Source organism: Pseudomonas sp. SIMBA_041, assembly GCF_046535095.1.
Classification (GTDB): domain Bacteria; phylum Pseudomonadota; class Gammaproteobacteria; order Pseudomonadales; family Pseudomonadaceae; genus Aquipseudomonas; species Aquipseudomonas mucoides.
The window spans coordinates 1-234 of the sequence record NZ_JAWRXJ010000960.1; the positions used below are offsets into that span (position 1 = coordinate 1).

Annotated in this window: 1 protein-coding gene; it reads left to right on the forward strand. The window is 32.9% G+C overall.

The window, feature by feature from the left end; genetic code table 11:
* The coding region (locus SB725_RS33990) for a hypothetical protein (protein WP_410923799.1) at positions 1-234 on the forward strand (234 nt) is incomplete at both ends.

The following is a 234-nucleotide window of genomic DNA, read 5'->3' on the forward strand; positions in this document are numbered from 1 at the left end:
TTATTTTATCTTGCAGGCGTTACTTTATGGAATTATTTTTCCGGATCTTTATTAGGAACATCCAGTACGTTTACAGGAAATGCCAATATTTTCGGAAAAGTTTATTTTCCAAGGTTGGTTACCCCCATTTCAATTGTAATTTCAAACCTGATGCGTCTTGGCGTTCAGTTTATTTTATTTATAGTTGCTTGGATTTATTATCTTGCTAATAAAGAAATCACTCCAAATTGGTGG